At 65.7% G+C, this 15359-nt stretch carries 9 protein-coding genes and 1 tRNA gene; 5 read left to right on the top strand and 5 right to left on the bottom strand.

Annotation, left to right across the window (positions count from 1 at the left end; genetic code table 11):
• The first annotated feature begins 58 nt into the window (after positions 1–58).
• The 3 genes from Q5H91_RS14375 (at position 59) to Q5H91_RS14365 (ending at position 2769) form a co-directional block, all read left to right on the top strand.
• Complete coding sequence (locus Q5H91_RS14375; RefSeq protein WP_305174133.1) at positions 59–1150, top strand: branched-chain amino acid aminotransferase; 1092 nt, start codon at positions 59–61, stop codon at positions 1148–1150.
• 64 nt (positions 1151–1214) lie between these two features.
• A tRNA-Gln gene (locus tag Q5H91_RS14370) sits at positions 1215–1289 on the top strand.
• Positions 1290–1482: 193 nt separating this feature from the next.
• A complete protein-coding gene (locus Q5H91_RS14365; RefSeq protein WP_305174132.1) occupies positions 1483–2769 on the top strand; it encodes a hypothetical protein in 1287 nt (428 codons plus the stop codon).
• 44 nt (positions 2770–2813) lie between these two features.
• Here the strand turns inward: Q5H91_RS14365 and Q5H91_RS14360 are convergent, their stop codons facing one another.
• The gene (locus Q5H91_RS14360; RefSeq protein ID WP_305174131.1) at positions 2814–3389 is read right to left on the bottom strand and encodes a recombinase family protein; all 576 of its coding nucleotides are present in this window, start codon (positions 3387–3389) and stop codon (positions 2814–2816) included.
• Positions 3390–4564: 1175 nt separating this feature from the next.
• A complete protein-coding gene (locus Q5H91_RS14355; RefSeq protein ID WP_305174210.1) occupies positions 4565–6370 on the bottom strand; it encodes a DUF885 domain-containing protein in 1806 nt (601 codons plus the stop codon).
• A 188-nt stretch (positions 6371–6558) separates the two neighbouring features.
• Here Q5H91_RS14355 and Q5H91_RS14350 point away from each other — a divergent pair, with 188 nt between their 5' ends.
• Both Q5H91_RS14350 and Q5H91_RS14345 read left to right on the top strand, forming a co-directional pair.
• Positions 6559–8772 carry a TonB-dependent siderophore receptor gene (locus Q5H91_RS14350; protein WP_305174130.1) on the top strand — a complete coding sequence of 738 codons (2214 nt, stop codon included), beginning with the start codon at positions 6559–6561 and terminating at the stop codon, positions 8770–8772.
• Positions 8773–9157: 385 nt separating this feature from the next.
• Positions 9158–10132 carry an AAA family ATPase gene (locus Q5H91_RS14345; protein ID WP_305174129.1) on the top strand — a complete coding sequence of 325 codons (975 nt, stop codon included), beginning with the start codon at positions 9158–9160 and terminating at the stop codon, positions 10130–10132.
• A gap of 365 nt (positions 10133–10497) precedes the next feature.
• On the opposite strand, the gene Q5H91_RS14340 is transcribed toward Q5H91_RS14345, so the two are convergent.
• From Q5H91_RS14340 to Q5H91_RS14330, 3 genes are all read right to left on the bottom strand, one after another.
• A complete protein-coding gene (locus tag Q5H91_RS14340; RefSeq protein WP_305174128.1) occupies positions 10498–11337 on the bottom strand; it encodes a hydroxypyruvate isomerase family protein in 840 nt (279 codons plus the stop codon).
• A 90-nt stretch (positions 11338–11427) separates the two neighbouring features.
• Positions 11428–12303 (bottom strand): PEP-CTERM sorting domain-containing protein, encoded by an 876-nt coding sequence (locus tag Q5H91_RS14335; RefSeq protein ID WP_305174127.1) that lies wholly within the window; start codon positions 12301–12303, stop codon positions 11428–11430.
• 4 nt (positions 12304–12307) lie between these two features.
• Complete coding sequence (locus tag Q5H91_RS14330; protein ID WP_305174126.1) at positions 12308–15331, bottom strand: GAF domain-containing protein; 3024 nt, start codon at positions 15329–15331, stop codon at positions 12308–12310.
• Positions 15332–15359 lie beyond the last annotated feature (28 nt).

Below are 15359 nucleotides of genomic sequence, written 5' to 3'. Positions count from 1 at the left end.
CCCGTTTAGCCAGCCGCCCTACGCGTCGGCAACCCGCCACGAGACGAGTTGACGACGAATGTCCGCGCCCGCACCCGCTTTCCGCTTCGATCCGCACCAAGCCCCCGTCGCGGCGACCGAGCGTGCCGAGCGCCTGATCGATCCCGGCTTCGGCCGCGTCTTCACCGATCACATGGCGCTGATCCGCTTCTCGGACGAGAAGGGCTGGCACGATGCGCAGATCACCGCCCGCGGGCCTCTCCCGATCGATCCCGCCTCGTCGGTCCTCCACTACGCGCAGGAAATTTTCGAGGGGCTGAAGGCGTATCGCCTCGCCGATGGCGGCACCGCGCTGTTCCGGCCCGACGCCAACGCCCGCCGCTTTCGCGACAGCGCGCAGCGGCTGGCGATGCCCGAGCTGCCCGAGGCGCTGTTCGTCGAATCGATCGAGCGGCTGGTCGCCGCCGACGCCGACTGGATCCCGGGCGGCGAGGGGGCGCTCTACCTGCGTCCGTTCATGTTCGCGTCCGAGGTGTTCCTGGGCGTCAAGCCCGCGGCCGAATATCTCTACATGGTCATCGCCTCGTCGGTCGGCGCCTATTGGAAGGGCGGAATGCGCCCGATCTCGGTCTGGGTCAGCCGCGAGCACACCCGCGCCGCGCCCGGCGGCACCGGTGCGGCCAAGTGCGGCGGCAACTACGCCGCCAGCCTGATCGCGCAGAAGGCGGCGATCGCCCAAGGCTGCGACCAGGTCGTCTTCCTCGACGCCGCCGAGCGCCGCTGGATCGAGGAACTGGGCGGCATGAACCTGTTCTTCGTCATGGACGACGGCAGCCTCGTCACCCCGCCGCTGACCGGCACCATCCTGCCCGGCATCACCCGCGACTCGCTGATCGCGCTCGCCCGCAATCAGGGGCTGACCGTACGCGAGGAGCCCTATGCGATCGACCAGTGGCGCGAAGACGCCCGGAGCGGTCGCCTGGTCGAGGCGTTCGCATGCGGCACCGCGGCAGTGGTGACCCCGGTCGGCCGCGTCGCCGACACCGCCGGCGACTTCACCATCGGCACCGGCGGCACGGGCCAGACGACCCAGCGCCTGCACCAGGCACTGAACGCCATCCAGCGCGGCCAGGCTCCCGATCCGCACGGCTGGCTCCACCGCCTGACCTGATCGCAGCCGTCGCACGGAACAGGGTTTCCAAGCGGGTCCGGACGACTATAAGCCGGTCCGCTGTTGGGGCGTCGCCAAGTGGTAAGGCAGCGGCTTTTGGTGCCGCCATTCGCAGGTTCGAATCCTGCCGCCCCAGCCAGTTTCAAAAAATCGTACAATTACAAACAGTTGGTTAGATATTGCCGCCGCCTGTAGGGCAGGTCTGTGGGGCAGCTTTGTTCGGCAGGCGTCGGCAGGCGTCGGCAGGCGTCGGCAGGCGTCGGCAGGCGTCGGCAGGCGTCGGCAGGCGTCGGCAGGCTCGACAACGGTTTGGCGCTGGTCAATTATAAAGCATGAACATCATCACCAATTTTCTGAACCCTCCGAAGCTGAATGAGGTTTTCACGCCGGGCGGACAGCCGTCCGTCACTTACAACGACCGGTCGGAACTTGGGCTCGAACCCGCTCTTCGGAAGGCGGTTGCCCTCGGCACGACTATTGTCTCCCTCACTGGTGCCACGAAGGCCGGAAAAACGGTGCTGTGTCGCAGTGTCATGAACACGTATGAGTACGTCTGGATTGATGGCGGACAGGTGAAGTCCGAAGCAGATTTGTGGGCAAAGGTTGTTTCGGAGTTGCGTCTGCCGCTGGAGCATGAGGAGGCGGAGGGAAGCGAGAAAGAGGGGAGGGCAGAAGCCAAGATTGGCGGTGATGCGGGTCTCTTAGGAACTGGCGTTAAGTTCGAGTTCTCCGCTGGAGGTTCGAGGCTTCGCAGCTATGACAGCTCACGAACTTATCGGCTTGATGGTCCGTCAGCCGCTATCGAGCATATGCTTGCCAACAGCATCGTCCTGATCCTTGACGATTTTCACTATCTTGATGATGCAGCGCGAGTTGGCACAATCAAATCCCTCAAGGGCGCGGTCTTTCGCGGGCTCAAGGTTATTCTGCTTTCTACGCCCTACTGGGCATTTGAGGCCATAAAGGCCGAGCCGGAGATTACGGGACGCTTCAAGCATGTGACCGTACCCGACTGGTCACGAGAGGACCTTCGAAAGATTGCGGAGGCGGGCTTCGATGCGCTGAACGTTCTCTGCCCCCGCAGGATCATTGAGGAGTTCGCAAAGGAGGCGGAGGGAAGCCCACTGCTCATGCAGCAATTCTGCTGGAACCTGTGCTACGACAATGGGATTGAGGCGGCGAAGGTCTCGAAACATGTCATCGATCCCAGCTTCCCTACCGACCGAATTTACAGGGAAGTTGCTACCGATGCCGGTCTGCCGGTCTATGAGAAACTAAAAAAGGGCCCCCAGACTAGGACAGAGCGCATCCCAAGACCGCTGATCGCTGGCGGGTCGGTCGACATCTACCAAGCGATACTTCTGGCGATTGCCGCGACAGGGCCGAAGGAAAAGCTTTCGTATGACCAAATTCGCAGCAGTCTGAACGGCCTTCTCTCTGATAAGGTGCCGCAAAAGCTCGAGGTCTCAAATGCGCTGAACCACCTTTCCGCCATTGACGCTGAAAGCAATCGAGGTCCCCGCGCTCTCGATTGGAACGCTGACGACCTAGAGCTTGTGCTGGTAGACCCATTCTTCCGCTTCTATCTTCGGTGGGAAGTTGCGAAGGCCGTCAGCTAGGTCGAAAGAAAAAAGCAGGGCCTCGGCCGCGTTTGCGCAATCTATCAGCTCCTCCGCTCGGCCCGCTGGATCGCGGCGCGGCTAACTCCGTACTCTTTCGCCAGCACCCCTAGTGACACCCCGGCGGCCCGCCGTGCCCTCACGGCCTCCTGCTGTTCTCCGGAGAGCGCCGAGGGACGCCCCAGGACCTTCCCCTTCGCCCTTGCGCGGAACAAGCCCGCTTGGGTCCGCTCGATCAATAGGTCCCGCTCGAACTCTGCCACGGCTGATAAGACGCCCATGGTCATCTTCCCGGCCGCGCTGGTCAGGTCGACGCCCCCCAGGGCGAGGCAGTGAAAGCGGACCCCGTCCGCTGCCAGCCGCTCGACGGTGGTGCGCACGTCCATCGCATTGCGCCCCAGGCGGTCCAGCTTCGTGACGATGAGGACGTCCCCCGCCTCCAGGCGGTCGACAAGGCGGGCGAACCCGGCACGTTCCATGGCTGCCACGGAACCGGAGACGGTCTCTTCCACCACGCGCTTGGGCTCGACAGCGAACCCGGCGGCGGCAATCTCGCGGACCTGATTGTCGGTGGCCTGGTCGGCGGTGGAGACGCGGCAGTAGGCGAACGTGCGAGCCATGGATGATCCTCTGTAACGAAACCGTGGCTCGTTAGTAGAGGTGGATCGGAATGGCTGTTAACCTACTTTCCGATACAGGTGCCGAGGCTGCACTGAAACCGCTCGATTTCGATACGGCTTGATCCTTATCCGGCAGAGCGGGGCAACACGACAAGGCACGCCGCAGCCTCCCGACGCCGCGCGGCGCGCAGGTGGTGTCGATGCACATGCGGGCGGCGGTCGCCCTTGCGGACGGAAGCGGCTCGCTGGTCATACTCGGTGCGCTGTAGGGCGTGCCATCGCTCGATCAGGGTCACCGCTTCGGCTCCGATCCCTGCCGCCGCATCCTCTCCATCAAAGAACCGGTCGAGCCGCTGGCGGATGGCGACAATCCGTAGCGATGGGTACCCGGCCCTCGCGCTCGATAGATGCGCGGTCGTTGAGTTCGAGACGCTTGTTCCGTTCGCGCTCCGCTGCTTGGCGGAGGCGCTCTGCGCTCTCGCGTTCCAGCTGGGACCGTTCATGCCGCACGGCCTGGAGGTGATCCGCGCGACCCTGCCGGGTCTCTAGAGCAAAGCGGTACACTGGCGGCAATAGGTTCGCCCGCATCATCGGTGGCGGCGGAGTAGCCAGTCACCTCGTCAATATCGGGCTGGGTGCGTGCCATCGGGAGCGCTCACGCACGCTTCTCGCCCGCTTACCTGCGGCGAGCAAGCCACAAACCCTTAGTTCCCAAAGCGAAGTTTCGGCTGCGAGGATCGAAGAGCCGATGGTGGAGCGGAAGGACGCGCGGCAGCCTACCTCCGGCGGGACGCAAATTTCGTTGTGGCTGGCCGACGTTCCTCTGGCGGAGGCGGATACCGGCGATGAGGCCAAAGGCGCGGGGAACGGCTCGCATCTTGTCGGGGGCAGGAGATGGCATTGGCCGTCGCCCTTGCCGCTCTTGCCGCAGTCAGCGTCGTCCTCGCAGCACTCCTTCTTCGCGCAGCCATCCGGCCCGCTAATGCGTTGTCGCGACGTGATTGCCCGATCGTGCACATGAACGAACGGCAGAACGCAGGATGCATCTGAGTGGCCGTGCAAGTCCGCAAACGGGTCGACCTGCCGATCAGTGCGCGAAGGGGACTTAACGATCTTGGTGTCGGCTGGGTGACCGGGTTGGCCGAGCGGACCGTGGGCTTCAGCCCGCCTGTGCGTCAAGTTGCCTTGGTTGCCGCGATGTAGCGGTTGACCTGTTCCTCGAGCACCGCGAGCGGCAGGGCGCCCTGGCTCAGGACCGCTTCGTGGAAGTCGCGGATATCGAATCTGGGGCCGAGTTCCTGTTCCGCCCGCTTGCGCAATTCGGCGATCTTGAGCTGGCCGACCATGTAGCTGGTCGCCTGGCCCGGCCAGTTGAAATAGCGGTCGACTTCGCGCCCGATGTCCTTCTCCGATACCGAACTGTTGGCCTTGAAGTAGGCCACCGCCTGGTCGCGCGTCCATCGCTTGGAATGGATCCCTGTGTCGAGCACCAGCCGGATCGCGCGCCACACCTGAAGCGAGAGCATGCCGAACCGCGCATAGGGGTCCTTGTACACGCCCATCTCGTTCGCCAGCCGCTCCGAATACAGGCCCCAACCCTCGACATAGGCACCGTAGCCGCCGAACTTGCGGAACTTGGGGATGTCGGTCATCTCCTGCTGGCGCGCGATCTGGAAATGATGGCCTGGCGCGCCCTCATGCGCGGCGATGCCGGCGACCTGCACCTTCTGCGTCTGGTTCATGTCGACGAGGTTGACGTAATAGATCCCCGGCCGCGACCCGTCGGCCGAGGGCGGGTTGTAGAACGCGGTCGAGGCCGTGCCCTCCCGCCACTTCTCCACCGCACGCACCTCGAGAGGGGCCTTGGGCAGGACGCGGAAATATCGTGGGGCGGCGACCATCACCGACGCGATCACCGCGCGGGCGTCCCCCAGATATTCCTCGCGGCCGGCGCTGGTGTTCGGGTATTTGAACTTCGGATCGGTGCGGATGCTGTCGAAGAATTGCTCCAGCGTGCCGGTGAAGCCGACCTCCTGCTTGACCGCCTCCATCTCCTGACGGATCGCCACGACCTGACGCAGCCCCAGTTGGTGGATCTGGTCCGCGGTCAGGTCGGTGGTCGTCGAACTCTTCAGCCGGTCCGCGTAATAGGCGGCACCGTTCGGCAGGCTCCAGGCACCGAAATTGCCCTTGGACAGCGGCTCGATCGCGTCCAGCGCCGAGAACAGCATGTCGTAGCCGCGGCGGAACGGACCGGTCAGCGCCGCGCTCGCGTCCGCCAGCAGCCTGGCCTTCGTCGCCTCGGGCGCCTTCAGGGTGGTCACCTTCTTGCGGAAATCGGCCATGACGGTCGAATCGGATCCCTCGTCGAACGGTGCGCCGACGAGCACGGCCTTCGCATCCGCGCGGGCGGGGGCGAAATTGACCTTGTTGGGAATGATCCCCGCCGCCGCCTGCTCGCGCATCGTCGCCGCGACTTCGCGCATCACCCGCTCGGTATCGCGCAGGCGGGAGATATAGGCCTCGGCATCGGCGACGCTGTCGACCTTGTGATTGTTGATGAGCAGCACCGGGATGTCGCCGGCCGGGCTGCCGTTGGTCGACACCGGAAAGCGCAGCTTGCGGAACTTGAAGGACTCACCTTCGCGCGCGACCTGATATTCGAACAGGCGATAGCTGACGCGTGCGCTCTCGCCCAGCTGCTCGGGTCGGAACTGCGCCCGCATCGCCTTCAGCTGCCGCTCGGCCAGCGCCCGTGCCCGCACCGCCGCAGCGTCGGTATAGTCGTCGAGCTTGCCGTAGTTGGTCTTGAACCCGAGTTGCGTCTGGCTTTCCGGGCTGAGCGCCAGCTGTTCGTCATAGGCGCGGTCGAGGAACGCCAGCAGCGCGGCGTCCTGCGCCTGGGTGGCGGCAGCGGCTGGAGCGGCCTGGAGCGGTACGGACACGCTCGCCTCGATCAGCGGCGTCAGGGGCAGGATCATGAGGGCGAAGGCAAGACGCATCAGATACTCCTGGGCGAGACCAGACTTATGGTTGCTCTCCGGCGTCTTGAAGGCGAACGAGCCGGACACGACCGCTTATACGGACCATCCGTATTTGGTCGAGGTCCCGAAAGCCCTCAATCATCAACGGACGACATCGCGGCTGTAGTCCGTGCAACGGGTTACCCTTGTTCGAGCGTCTGCGATGGCCTCGTCACGTCATCATCTGGATTCTGTCACTGTTGACGGGCAATCGATCGAGCGGCATAAGTGTGACACGTAATAACATTACATATATATCGGAAATCAGCGTGTCCAATCTCGCAATCCGCTCGCCGCGTCGGCGGGCGGTGCCGGCCGTGCGTCGGCTTCTCGTTCTGCCCGCGCTGTTGAGCGTCCCGGCCGTGGCGCAAGAGGCGACGGACGAAGAGCGGGAAGAGATCGTGGTGCTCGGTACGCGAGCGAGGCGTGATCCGGCGCTGTCCGCCGATCGCGCGACCGAGCGTATGTCGCAGTCGAGCCGATCGCTCCAACAGGATCTACTGCAGGCCGCCGGCACCTATCGTCTCGGTGACGCGCTGGAACTGGTCAGCGGCAGCAGCCAGCAGAACAATCGCGGCGGCTTCGCGGATAACTTCGCGATCCGCGGCTTCCTGAGCACGGCGGACGGCGGTGGAGAATATTATGTCGATGGCTTCGTCGCCAATCGCGGTAGCGCACCCGCGCGCGATCCCGCGACGATCGAGCGGATTGAAATCCTGAAAGGTCCCGCGGGCGCCGTCTTCGGCGACATCGACCCGGCCGGCCGGGTCAACATGGTGACGAAGACGCCGCGCTTCGCACCGGCAGCGTCGGCTCGGCTCGTCTACGGTTCGTTCGACACGCGTCGGATCGAGATTGATGCCACCGGGCCGCTCGTTGGCAACCTGGCCGGTCGCATCGTCGTCGCGGCAGAGGACAGCGACGGGTTTCGCGACTTCGTGCGGCTGAGACGCCGGACAGTGGCGCCGTCGCTGACCTTTCGTCCGTCAGAGGCGCTGCAAATGACCTATGTCGGGCAGATCATCCGATATGCGTCGCCGTTCGACCGCGGTGTCGTCGCGGTGGCGGGAAATCCGTTGGCACTGCCCGCCTCCCGGTTTCTCGGCGAGCCGTCGAACGGCGACACGCGGGCGAGCGACACACGACACCAACTGACGGGAGAATGGCGGGTGGGCGCCGGCTGGTCATTTATCGGCGGGCTTGCCTATCGGACTGGATCGCTACGCGGAAGCTCGGCCGATCAATCGCGATTGGTGGGCGGACGGATGCTGTGGCGGCAACGGCGAGAGCGAGGCTATGAGGTGAACGATCTCGCCGCTCGCCTCGAGTTACGCGGAGAGTTGGACGCGTTGGGGCGCCACCGCCCGGCGTTGGGCGTCAAGGCGTATCGCCTCGACTATCTGGAACTGCTGCGACGGCGCAATCCATCGGCGGCGGCTCCCTATGCCATCGATATCGTCGATCCTGTCTATGGCGTGGCGCAGGCGCTGCCGCTTCTGCCCAGCCTCGACCAGCGCGAGAAGCGCGATGCGTTGGCGATCTATGCGCAGGACTTGTGGGACGTGACGGAGCGCCTGTCGTTTGTCGGTGGAATGCGGCTGGACACCTATCGACAGGAACTGCGCCGAAACCTGACGGGTGCCGTATCACGGGCGAAAGGGGCCCCGGTCACGTTCCGTATGGGCGCGCGCTACCTGATTACCAGCACCGTGTCGGTTCACGGAAACTGGGGTGAGTCCAACCTGCTAAATTCCGGCAGCGGTCGCGACGGTGCGGCCTTCGCGCCGGAGCGCGGCCATGGTTACGAAGCGGGCTTGAGCGGTCGGTGGGCCGACATCGACGCCGGCATTACCTGGTTCGACATCGCCAAGTCGGGCGTGCTCACCACCGATCCGATCGATGCCAATTTCCTGGCCCCGGTTGGCTCGCTCAGAAGCCGGGGGATCGATCTCGACATCGCGCTTCGACTGGGGAGCCGATGGCAGGCGGTGGTCAACTACGCGTGGACGCGAGCGCGTTACGACGATCGCACCTTCGCCACGACCCGCGCCTTGAACGTGCCCGATCATGCGGGATCGGTGTTCGTCATGTATCGATCGGAGGACCATGGCTGGTCGCTCAACGGGGGTGTGACCTATGTCGGCAAGCGTTCGGGCGCGACGGACACCAGCGGCCTGACATTGCCAGCCTATCTGAAGCTGAAGGCCGCCGCCGAAGTGCCATTCGGGCGGTTCGCGACTGTAAGGGTTGAAGCGGACAATCTATTGGATCGCCGCTATGCGCTGAGTTCGTATAACAGCTTCTGGATCTATCCGGGAATGCCGCGCACCATACGCATCTCGCTCGCCAACCGCCTGTAAGGATGCGTCGCGCCCGACGAGCCGCCGCGTTCGGGGCGGATGAACGAGTGGCCGGAGATCAATCCAGCTACTCATGGCACGAGCGACCGGATGTGTTTCTTTATAGCTAATCCCGACCTGTTGTGACTGGCTCCAGAAGATGGAAAAAATCCCGAAATCGGCCCGATCTGACGCTGCCGACTGGTTTCTATCGATCAACGCCGATCTACTACCGGGTTGGTAGATCGGCAGGATACAGCCGAAGCAAATCAGCTGATAGTCGTGAACATGGCCACCCTCGTACGTGAGTGCGTCGAACGCCAGCGCGTGGGCCGGACCGTCGCCCACTACGTCGAGCAACACCCACAGGTCGTTGTTGCTCCCGGCGTAGCCCCTCGACTTCGCAATGATCTGGAATCGCAACGTCGATACCGCGATCCTGCGGCGGATGAGCTTCGTGCTGCGACTCGACCTGCCGTCACGTGGTGCGGCGGCGGCGATGCTCGATCGGGTGGCGCAGGAGGAGAACGTAACGCCCGGCCCCGGCTCCGCGACCTTGCTCGACGCCGCGCCGGAAGCGGCGACTGTCCTGCGGATGGCGACCCGCGCGGGCAAGCTCGCCGGTGAAGCGGATGGTGGCACCGTCGCAGCTGAGGCGCTGGTGCGGGCGCTGCGCGGTGGCACCTTGCCACCGCCAGGACCGGCGGCGTTCGACCTCGACCTGTTCGAGACCGATCGGCCGGTCGACCGTCTGTTCTCGGCTATGGCCGGCGGCGGCGCGAGCGACGTGTCGCTGCTGCTGACCGGACCACCCGGCACCGGCAAGACGGCGTTCGCGCATCACCTCGCACGGGCGCTCGACCGACCGCTGCTGGTCAAGCGTGCGTCCGACCTGTTGTCCAAATGGGTCGGCGAGACCGAGGCACAGATCGCCGATGCCTTCGCCGAAGCGCGGCGGCGGGAGGCGGTGCTGTTGTTCGACGAGGCGGACTCGCTGCTGTTCGATCGCAGCACGGCACGGACCAGTTGGGAGGTAGGGCAGGTCAATGAACTGCTGACATGGCTGGACCTGCATCCGCTGCCGGTTGTCGCGGCAACCAACCACGAAGCCGCGCTGGACCCGGCAACGTTGCGGCGGTTCGTCTTCAAGTTGCGACTGAAGCCGCTCGGGACCGAGCGGGCCATCGCCGCCTTCCAGCGTTTCTTCGGCGAGCCCGCACCGGACTGCCTCCACACCGTAGAAGGGCTGACGCCCGGCGACTTCGCGGTGGTCGCGCGACAGTTACGGCATTGGCCCGCCGTCGACGCGACGGATCTCGTAGCGCGATTGAGGGCCGAGGTGGCGGCTCGGCCCGGCATGTCGGTCCGGCTGGGCTTTTGATCGGTCGACGCGTGGCCGCCTTCCGCGGCCACCGACTTTTTTTGCAATGCTTTTTCGTACGGCGAATGCGTGCCGATCCCGGTAAATGAGCCTCAGATGATCTAACGTCACAACGCGCATAGATGGTTGAAGTGTTGGCGTAACGGTCCTGCCGCCCCAGCCAAAACGATCCGGTCACAGCTCCCCCGTCCGGTCCGGTCGAGCGGTTCTGGCGACTGTTATGAAGCTGCGGCGAGTGCGGCGGTCTGCTTTATCACAAGCTAGGCGAGTGTGACGACGCGAGGTCTACTGGCTGTTCCGGCACAGCGTTTATGATCGTTGACGAGGCGTTGTAAGCGGGTCGGAAGCGTCGGGGCGGCCGCGGGTCACACGGTACAGGTCCGTACCGCCTGCTGGAGTGCCGACAGCGGATCGCCTTGGGGCACGAACTCGTGCGCGAAATAGCCCTGGAAGCCGAGGTCGGCGATGCTGCTCGCGACTGCCCGCCAGTTGACCTCTTGGGTCGCGTCGAGATTGTGGCGTCCGGGAACGCCGCCGGTGTGGAAGTGACCGAGCCAGCGGATGTTCTTCCGGATCGTGTCCATCAGGTCGCCCTCCATGATCTGCATATGGTAGATGTCGTAGAGAAGTTTGACCCGCGGCGAGTTGACTTCCTTGGCGACGCTCACGCCCCAATCGGTATGGTCGGCCATGTAGTCGGGGTGATCGACCTTGCTGTTGAGCAGCTCGATGCAGATCGTCACGCCATTGTCCTCGGCGATACGCTTGACCCGGTTCAGGCCGGCGATCGCGTTGGCTGCACCCTCTTCGTCGGACATGCCGCGGCGGTTGCCCGAGAAAGCGATGACGTTGGGCACGCCGGCCTTGGCAGCTTGCGGAATGCCGGTTCGGAATGCCTGCTCGATCGCCGCATGGTTTTCCCGTCGGTTCAGGCCGTTGGGGATCGTCATGTTGTCCGCGGCATAGCCCATGGTGCAGCGCAGCCCGTATTTTCGTGGCGTTTCATAGTCGGCCGGCTGCAGCAGATCGATGCCTTGCAACCCCATCCTTGCTGCGGCGGCGCACAGCTTGTCGAGGGGAATGTCGTTGTAGCACCAGCGGCTTACCGATTGTCTCAGCCGTCCGGCAGGGGAGGGTGACGCGGCGATGCCTGCCGACGCGCAGGCGAGAAGAGAAGAGCCGATTGCTTGACGTCGTGTAATCATGCCCGGTTCCTATGTGAGACGCCTCTCGGCCCAAAATCTTTCCGATTATCGTTACCAGCCGCTCGTCGGCGGTCGAGACGCACGTTCCTCTCAGCGCCCGCAACCACCGTCGGTGGCGATTGCGTCGTGCGCTGCCTTTTGCAGCGCGACCGTCTCCGCCTGCGAGAAGCCGAGTTCGTCGGCGGCGCGTTCGGTCGGTCCCAGCGCGCGGGGATCGACGCCGGTGACCTGCGCGAAGACCACCAGTGCCTCGAGATAATAGCCGTAGCTGCTGGCGTGATAATGGTCGTAGGACCAGAGCGGCACGCGGCCGAAGTCGATCCCGTTATAAGGATTTGCGTCCGCCACCCCGGCGCGGATCGCGCAGGTAAAGGCTTGCCCGACCGGCGCTACCTTCGCCCTGGCGCCCGCCGCCGCCTGATCGGTCGCGCGGCGCAGGTCATCGGCCATCGTCTGTATCGGCGTGCCGGACCAGCGCTTGTCCGGGCGGAAGACCAGATCGGGCCGCGTCCAGGTCGCAGTGAGGGTCAGGGCGACGCGCGGGTTACGGGCACGAAACAGCTGGGCCAGCCGGCGTGCGTCGGCGGCGAAGGCGGCACCGTCGCCGGGGCGCGCGGGATCGAGCGTGCTGTATTCCTGCAGCACGACCTGATCCCAGGCGCGGTCGATCCGCTCGCGCCGCTCGGCAAGGTGCCAGCCCAGGGTGCGACCCGGCGCGGTTTCCAGCGACACCTGCCAGTCGAGCCCGGCCTGCTCGGCGAAACGTTTGAACAGGCCGGGGACGCCACCGATCCGCTCGCCGTTCAGGTCGGTCACCTGGTCGGCATTCAGCACCCGGACCGGCGCATTGGCGCCGAAGGTGAAGCTGTTGCCGACGAACAGGATCGTCTTCGCCTGCGCCGGAGCGACAGCGAGCGCACACGCGGCGATCAGGCGGGCAGCGAGCGCGGGCAGGAGCTTGATCATCGGATCACGCGCCCTTGGTCAGGGTGGAGAGGCTGGCGGCCAGTTCGGCATTCCGGAATGGCTTGGTCAGTCGCGGAATGTCGGGATCGATGCCATCCTCCTCGGCATAGCCGGAGACGATCAGCACGGGCAGTTCGGGCCGTGCGACCTTCAGCTCGCGGGCCAGCTGCGCGCCGCTCATGCCGGGCATCAGATGGTCGGTGACGAGCAGGTCGGGTTCCAGCCCATCGCCGATCAGGCGCAGGGCCTCTTCGGCCGAACCCGCCTCGACCACGTCGTAGTTGAGATCGGCGAGCATGTCGGCGGTGCTCATCCGGACGAGGTCCTCGTCGTCGATCAACAGCGCGGTGCCACGCCCCTTGACCGCCGGCGTGGTTTCCACCGGGCGTTCCTCGCCGTCCGGTGCGACGGCGCTGATCGGCAGCCACAGTCCGATCGTCGTTCCCCGGCCCGGCGCGCTGTCGATGGTCAGGCCGCCGCCCAGCTGCGCGACCAGGCCATGGACCATGGACAGGCCGAGCCCGGTGCCCTTGCCGACGCCCTTGGTCGAGAAGAACGGCTCGACCGCACGGCCGACCGTGTCGGCATCCATGCCGACACCGGAATCGCCGACGCTGAGACGGACATAATGGCCCCGGGGCAGGTCGCCCCGGCCGCGAACGCTCTCACGCCGGGCGGTGATGGTGAGTTCACCGCCGTCGGGCATCGCGTCGCGCGCGTTCACGGCGAGGTTCAGCAGCGCCATCTCCAGCTGATTCAGGTCGGCGCGGGCGGGCGGCAGGTCGGCGGCGAGGTCGACGCGCACGTCGATCGTCGGGCCGAGCGTGGAGCCGATCAGTCCCGCCATGCCGTCGACGATCCGCGCCACATCGACCGCGGTCGGCTGAAGCGGCTGGCGCCGGGCAAATGCGAGCAGCCGCTGGACCAGCGTCTTGGCCCGTTCCGCCGATTGCAGCGCGCCGCCGATCAGCCGCCGCTCCCGCTCGCTGCCGATCCCCTTGCGCACCAGCATGTCCAGCGAGCCGATGATGGGGGTCAGCAGATTGTTGAAATCATGCGCGACACCGCCGGTCAGGCTGCCCATCGCCTCCATCTTCTGGCTCTGGCGCAGTGCTTCCTGCGCAGCACCGAGCGCATCCTCACGCGCCTTGGCATCGCTCAGGTCGCGGCCGACCGCGATGAAGTTGTCGCCGTCCGGCTCGGGCGCGACGATCCACTCGATCGGCTTCCAGCCGCCGTCGCTCGTGGCAATGCGGTTCTCGAACCGGGTCGGGCGGCGCGTATTCGCCATCCGCGCGATCGCTGCCAATGTCCCCGGCATATCGTCGGGATGCATGAAGGTGGCATAGCCGCGGCTGAGCAGTTCCGCCTCCGTCCAGCCGAGTACCTGCATCCAGGCCGGGCTGACCGCCGACATCATGCCGCTGTAATCGGCACGCGCGAACATATCCTGTGACAGCGTCCAGAGCCGGTCGCGCTCCGCCGAGCGGGCAGCGACCTGTTCCTCCAGCGTGTCGTTCAGGTCGCGCAGTTCCTCTTCCGCACGGGCGCGCTCGATCGCGGACCAGGCATGTGCCGCCACCTCGCGGACCAGCGCTTCCTCCTCGTCGGTCCAGACCCGCGGCCGGGTCTGGTGGACGTGGAGACCGGCCGCCCAGCGGTCGTCGCGGCGCAGCGGCACCGAAAGCACGGCGGCCATGCCGGCTGCCGCATAGGCTTCCAGCCCCTCGACATCGTGGGTCTTGTCGAGCCGCAGGATCTCGCCCCGGCGCATCCGATCGGTCGTACCGGCGCCGTAGGCCGATACGGAATGGGTGCCGAGCATGCTGGAGCTGGCGGCGGTGCGCCACTCGCCCGTAACGGTGAAATGGTCCCCGTCGATGTCATAGTAATTGGCCTGGTCGACACCCAGATGCGCGCCCAGCCGCCGTGCGACCGCCATCATGATCGCCGATGACGAGGTCAGCGTGCGCAGTTCGTCGCCCAGCTGGACGCGAAAACGATGGCGCGCCTCGCTCTCGCGCACCGCGACTTCGGCGCGGGCGCGCTCTACCGCCGTCTTGACCCGCTCACCGACCTCCTGGACCAGGCTCTCCTCCGCCGATGTCCAGACGCGCGGCGTCGCGCTCTGCACCGCGAGCAGGCCGACCCACTCCTTTTCCTCGAACAGGACGACGTCGACGAACGCGCCCACGTGGCGATCGGTCAGACCAGCGCGCGCGTCGTCGCTCAGCCGCTCGTCCGCGGCGACATCGCGGACCACGACCGGTTCGCCGGCGCGATAGGCGCCGAGCAGGTCGGGGCCGAACGCCTGGAGCGAATGCTCGCCGACGATCGACGGCACGCCGCGCGCGTGATCGCTTTCGACGGTCATCCGCCCGCTCGCGATCTCGGCGTAGAAGACCCGGCTGGCGTCGAGCCAGTCGCCAAGCCGCGCCGAGGCGAGGCTGGTGATGGCAAGCGGCGTATCGAGGGCGCGCAGCGCGTCCGACAGCGACAGGAGGAACGCGGTGCGCCGCTCGGCCGCGACGCGCTCCGTCGTTTCGGCCAGGATGCAGATGACGCCGGCGGGCTCGCCGCGCTCGTCGAGGACCGGCGAATAGTCGAGGTCCATCCACACCCGCTCGGGCCGGCCGTGGCGATAGAGCGTCAGCTCCTGATCCTGATAGTGCAGGGTGTCGCCGGCCAGCCCGACCTTCATGACATTGTCGTTGAAGTCGGCGACCTCGGGCCATCCCTCCCGAACCCGCGAGCCGAGCAGTTCGGGATGACGCCCGCCCGCGAACAGCGAATAGGCATCGTTGTAGAGCATGACGCCGTCCTCGCCCCACAGCATCACGATCGGCACAGGCGAGCGCAGCAGGATGGCGATGGCAGTGCGCAGGCTCTGCGGCCAGCGGGCGATCGGACCGAGCGACGTGGTCGCCCAGTCCTTTGCCGCGATCAGGTCGGCGCATTCCCCGCCGTCGGTGAGAAAACCCGGCACGCTGGTGGCGGAGAAATCGTCGTGCGCTGAAACGTCCGCCATGATGACGTCCATCTCGCACGCCGCCGAA

The sequence above is a fragment of the Sphingomonas aurea genome (assembly GCF_030678875.1).
GTDB lineage: Bacteria > Pseudomonadota > Alphaproteobacteria > Sphingomonadales > Sphingomonadaceae > Sphingomonas > Sphingomonas aurea.
This window is presented reverse-complemented; position numbering and strand designations above follow the sequence as displayed.